5 protein-coding genes are annotated in these 5,531 nt (G+C 58.5%); 2 read left to right on the top strand and 3 right to left on the bottom strand.

Features of this window, described 5'->3' with window-relative positions; translation table 11 throughout:
- From VEI96_00710 to VEI96_00700, 3 genes are all read right to left on the bottom strand, one after another.
- The coding region (locus VEI96_00710; protein ID HXX56502.1) for a hypothetical protein at positions 1–207 on the bottom strand (207 nt) is incomplete at its 3' end.
- A 71-nt stretch (positions 208–278) separates the two neighbouring features.
- Positions 279–1,169 (bottom strand): VacJ family lipoprotein, encoded by an 891-nt coding sequence (locus tag VEI96_00705; protein ID HXX56501.1) that lies wholly within the window; start codon positions 1,167–1,169, stop codon positions 279–281.
- 48 nt (positions 1,170–1,217) lie between these two features.
- On the bottom strand, positions 1,218–1,859 hold the full coding sequence (locus VEI96_00700; GenBank protein HXX56500.1) for an ABC transporter substrate-binding protein: 642 nt from the start codon (positions 1,857–1,859) through the stop codon (positions 1,218–1,220).
- A 136-nt stretch (positions 1,860–1,995) separates the two neighbouring features.
- Between VEI96_00700 and VEI96_00695 the strand changes: the two genes are divergently transcribed.
- Together VEI96_00695 and VEI96_00690 are read left to right on the top strand one after the other, a co-directional pair.
- Entirely contained in the window at positions 1,996–4,656 is a 2,661-nt protein-coding gene (locus VEI96_00695; protein ID HXX56499.1) for an MMPL family transporter, read from the top strand.
- A 236-nt stretch (positions 4,657–4,892) separates the two neighbouring features.
- Positions 4,893–5,531: prenyltransferase/squalene oxidase repeat-containing protein (locus VEI96_00690; protein ID HXX56498.1), on the top strand; the 639-nt coding region annotated here is incomplete at its 3' end.

Raw genomic sequence — 5,531 nt, 5'->3', positions numbered from 1 at the left:
GAGGTTCCCGTCCGTCTTATTCGCGACGGTGAGGCGGAAGGAGTCGAAGAAATTCCCGGAGCTCTTCAGGGGCTCGAGCCGCGCCTCGTAATATTCATTGCCGCCTGTCTGGACCGGCGGGCTGCTCACCGCTATGTTCGTCGCTGTCGCGCATCCCATCACAAGGCTCAGGATAACCATGCAGCTGGCCAATATGCCTCTCTTCATCTCGTTGTCTCCTTATCAGTGCGATTTATCGGTCATGAAAAAAGATCATATGCTGATTTCTTTCGGGATGCCTACTGCCTCAGCTTGTCCTTCCGGTACTGGACATAGGCGTCCCGGAAAGCGGTGTAGGGCTCCACGGCTGCTTCCTTCAGGTCTTCGTATTCACCGATGCGGAGGGAGTTCCTGTTGAAATAGTCGTAGCCCGCGACCGCTATCGCGTCTCCGATCGGCGTGATGTAGTGCTCGGGGTTCAGGAAGGCGTCGCCTGCTATCCCGACGGTATCCCTCAGGGAAGAGGGGCCGAGGAAGGGCAGGACCATATAGAACCCGTTGCCGATGCCGTAATGCCCTAAGGTCAGGCCCAAATCCTCCTCGCTGCTTCCGACGTTGTAGCCTGTCTTCGCGAGGTCGAAGAAGCCCCCGAATCCCATGGTGCTGTTGACGCCCAGCCGAAACAGCTCGTTGCCCGCCGCCTTGAATTTCGCCTGGAGGAGGCAGTTCACGAATCGGACCGGTGTCGCGATGTTATAGAAGAAGTTGCGCACTGCGACGCGCACCGCCTCGGGTACTAGCCTGTTGTACACCTTCGATGCCGGCTTCATGAACCAGAAATAGAGTTTGTCGTTGAAGCCGAACGCTATGCGGTTCAAGGGCTCGAAGGGGTCGGCGATGACCGCTCCGGCCGAGACTTCCTCCTCAGGCGGTTCGGCTTCAGCAGCGGCTTCACCCTTGGCCCCCTCCTCGGCAGCCGGTTCCTGAGGAGTCTCCGTAGCCCCCTGAGAGACATCGGGCGCTGCCGCGGCCCCCTCTGCCGGTTCGGAAGACGGCGTTTCCTGCTGGACAGCTTCCTTCTCCGAAACCATCCCTTGTTCCTGAGGCGCGGCTGCGGGTGTTTCGGCGCGAGCGAAGGCCGGAATGAGAAAGACCGAGAGAAGGACGACAACTTTCAGAAACCTATTCACAGCGAGCACCCCCTCCGGCGGGAATCCCGGCTCTCATCGAGACCGGCCTCACCCGCCATTCTTTTTTGAAAAACCCTTTATCTTCTCCTTGAGCATCGAGATCAACCCGTCGAGGCCCTTGTCCTTTATCACTTGCGTGAACTGCGCCCTCGTGAGGGCGAGCTGGCTCACGCCCGAGATCTGGATGTCTACGATGCGCCACCTGCCTTCGACCTGGCGGAGGAGGTAATGAAATTCGACCTCCCCCTTGTTCGGCCTCACGAGTTTACTCACCACGATCACCTTCCCCTTAACGGGCTCGGATTCCGGGGCGACCTCGAAGGTCTGGCCGGAATAGCTGTCGAACTGCCCGGCATAGTTCGCGATCGTGTATTCCGTGTAGGTCTTCATGAAAGCGTCCTGCTCGTCTTTCTTAAAGGTCTTCCAGTACTTGCCGACGGTCTGGCTCCCCATGAACTCGAGGGCGAAAGAGTCCTTTACGACCGGCTCGAGGATCTTGAACCGCCCCTGGTAGCCGAGTTCTTCTCCCCCTTTCATAGACTCGAGGAGGGCAGCGTTGAATGTCTTAATCGTATCTCCCGGCCCGGGCTTCTCCGAATACGCCGGAAGCGGCAGGAGGACGACAGCGATAAGAACAATAGGCACGAGCCGGCGAATCATCTTTCTTTTCCTTCCTTCGAAGAGCCGCATATGCATTCTCCTTCAATTCTTGTTTATTATAGTACGCAAAAGAGCCGGTCTCACGGGTAGAGATTCCCCGGTTTCTGCTATCATTACATAAATCATACCCGAAGTAAATGGTTTTGCAAGCATCCGGCTGAAAAGATTGAACGAAAAAGAGCATAGATACGTTTCGCAGCGGCTGATCGAACGGTGGGTCGGGTTTGTCCACCGCCATCCGATTATCGTCCTGACGCTCGCCATACTCGCCACGGGCGCGGTCCTCTATTACGCGGTGACGAATTTCAGGATGAACATGGATACGACCTCCATGATCTCCGATAAGCTGCAGTTTCGCAGGCTCCAGAGCGACTTCCGAAAGGCCTTCCCGGGACTCTCAGACACGATCGTCGTCGTGCTCGATGCCGACAGTGCCGAACTCGCGCTCTCCGGCCGGCAGCGTCTGGCGGAGCGGCTGCGGAAAGAGACGGATTTATTCAAGAGCGTCTATGAGCCGGGCGGAGAGAGCTATTTTCAGAAGAACGGCCTCCTCTACCTGCCCGTCGATCAGCTCGAAGGGTTCGCCGACACGATGGCCGGGGCGCAGCCCCTCCTCGCCCTCCTCTCGCAGGACCTCAGCCTGAGGGGCCTCTTCTCCGTCCTCGAAAAGGTCCTCGTCCAGCCGAAGGAGGCCGCGACGACGGACAAGAGGATCGATATCCTTTACGACAGGATAGGCCAGGCCTTTCAGAACGTGATGGACAGCCGCCCGGTCCGGCTCTCCTGGCAGGAGGTGATGATCAGCGGGAATATCACCGCCCGCCTCCAGAGGCAGTTCGTCATCATCAGGCCCGTTCTCAGACAGAACGACCTCTCCGCGGGGGAAGAACACGTCGGCGCGATACGACGCGCGGCAAAGGACCTCGGTATCGATGATTCTGCCGGCATCAGGATGCGCATCACCGGAGACATCGCCCTGAACTATGAAAACCTGACGGCGGTGCGGGAGTCCATCGGGTTCGCGACGGCGGCCTCCCTCATCCTCGTCGCGGTCATCCTCGCCATCGGCCTCGGAGGATCGGGAAGACTGATCTTCTCGAGCCTCCTGACGCTCATCATCGGGCTCATCTGGACGACGGGCTTCGCCGTCGCCGCTGTCGGCAGCCTCAACATGATCTCTGTCACCTTCGCGGTCCTCTTCATCGGCCTCGGCATCGATTACAGCATCCAGTTCTCGCTACGGTACCGGGAACTGATCTCAGCCGGTTGTCCCTACGCGGACAGTGTCATGACGACCGCGCAGGGCGTCGGGAGGAGTCTCCTCCTCAGCTGCATTACGACCGCGATAGGATTCTACTCCTTCATCCCGACCGCGTACGCGGGAGTGGCCGAGCTCGGTCTCATATCGGGCACCGGCATGTTCATCAGCTTCCTCGCAAATCTTACGGTGCTCCCTGCCCTGCTGACCCTGCTGCCTATGAAACCTGCGAAACACCGGTCGGAGTCGACGGTCGGTCCCCTGCTCGCCTTTCCCTACAAGCATCCCCGCATGATCCGCGCGGCGGCCTTCATAATCGGGATAGGCGCCGCCTCCGCGTCTTTGCCGATGGTCTATTTCGATTCGAACCCGTTGAACCTCTACAACCAGAAGTCAGAGTCCGTCGCGACGATACGGGACCTCTTCAGAGACCCTGATGCCTTGCCGTGGTCGATCTCGCTGCTCGCCGGAAGCGAGGAAGAGGTGAAAGGCATCGAGAACCGGCTGAGGGTGCTGAAAGAGGTCAAGAGGGTGATCGCGCTCCCTGATTTCGTGCCTGAAGACCAAACGGAGAAGCTCTCGATCATCTCGAACATCAGCCTCTTCATGCCTTCCCTGAATGTCGATAAGGTCAAACACCTCTCCTACGAAGAGGACATGAGGGCGCTCGGCTCGTTCGAGGCGGCTCTGAAGAAGTCGCTTCTCGAAAAGCCGGAACCGCGGAACGGTCCGGTCAGCCGGTTGTATGAGCGTGTCGTCCAGTTCGGGACGTTCGTGCGAAACCCTGAAAAGGGAAGGGCCGGCTTCCTGTCGCTCGAAAATGGACTCCTCGGCGGCCTCCCCTCCCTCTTCCGGAGACTCGAGACATCCCTTCAGGCAGCTCCCTCGTCGGAATCCGACCTTCCCTCCGAGCTGAAGCAGCAGTATCTGTCGCGGGAGGGACAGTATCGCGTGCAGGTCTTCCCTGCCGAAAATATTACGGACAGGGTCGCACTCGAGCGGTTTGTCCGCGCTGTGCGGGCAGTGGCGCCGAACGCGACCGACGCGCCGGTAACGATCTATGAATCGGGGAAGGCGATCGTCTCCTCTTTCCGGCAGGCGACCCTCTACGCCCTCATCGCGATCACCCTCTTCCTCCTCGTCGAGATGCGGAGCATCGCCCTGACCATACTGATACTCATCCCGCTCATACTCGGGATCCTCCTGACGGCCGCGGCCTCCGTCCTCCTCGCCATCCCCCTGAACTTCGCGAACGTCATCGTCGTCCCGCTCCTGCTCGGTGTGGGCGTTCACAGCGGCATCATCTTTGTCCTCCGCTACCAGACCGAGCCGCCCGCGAACGGAAACATGCTGACGACGAGCACGGCCCGCGCCATACTGTTCAGCTCGCTCACGACGATGATCAGTACGGGAAGCCTCTCCTTTTCGTCCCACCGGGGCATCGCGAGCATCGGCATCCTCCTCACCTTCTGCTTCGGATTTCTCATCCTCTGTACGCTCGTCTTATTGCCGGCGCTGCTCGAGCTCCACGGTAAAAGGCGCGCAATGAATACCCCGAACCGACAGTAATTCCCTCCGTCTTTTGCGCCGCTCTTTCCTGCTCCAAAAAATGCGACGATTTGCTATACTAAAGCGTTCTATCGAAATAGGTTCCGCTCTTCCCGTTTATGAAACCTCGCGTTTCCAGACAGAAAAGGATCACTCTTTTCAATGCGGAAGAGATTATTTTCTTGCGTCAGAGGCGGGCATACCTGCCTTGACAAAGGAAGGGGGGTCTGTTAGTTTTTAAAAACATGGATATACCCTTGCGCGATAAGATGGCGGGGTCCTTCGGACAGCCTCTCCGGGCCGATTCTGCTCTTCTCCGGGACGAGCGGGCCGTGCGGTCGATGCCGGCCGCCGGAGAGACCGGGATCATGGAAGGAGTCGCCGAGGCGATGCGAAAGACACAGTCCTATTTTCTGCACCAGCAGCATGAGGACGGCTACTGGTGGTACGAACTCGAATCGAATGTGACGATAACCGCCGAATACCTGATGCTCCTCCATTTCCTCGGCCTTGCCGACGAAAAGAGGAAGGAGAAGATAGCGAACTATATCCTGAAACGCCAGAGAACGGACGGGACCTGGGCGTTATACTGGGGCGGCAAGGGGGAGCTCAGCACGACCGTTGAGGCCTATTTTGCGCTCAAGCTCGCCGGGTTTTCCGCCGACGACAGCCGCCTGGAGAAGGCGAGAGAATTTATTCTCGAAAAGGGCGGCGTGGAGAACTCGAGGGTCTTTACGAGGATATTCCTCGCCCTTTTCGGAGAGATGGACTGGAAGGCGGTTCCGTCGATTCCGGTCGAGATAAACCTCCTCCCCGACGGGCTTCCACTCAATATCTACAGTCTTTCGAGCTGGGCGCGGTCGACGATCGTGCCCCTTTCGATACTCCTTGAATTG

This window comes from Thermodesulfovibrionales bacterium, from assembly GCA_035622735.1.
Classification (GTDB): Bacteria; Nitrospirota; Thermodesulfovibrionia; order Thermodesulfovibrionales; family UBA9159; genus DASPUT01.
Note: the sequence above shows the minus strand (reverse complement) of the source record. Positions and strands in the feature narration are given on the sequence as shown.

Excerpts from the sequence above, each read along its gene's own strand:
- VEI96_00700 (HXX56500.1), bottom strand. The coding sequence starts at position 1,859 with ATGCGGCTCTTCGAAGGAAGGAAAAGAAAGATGATTCGCCGGCTCGTG.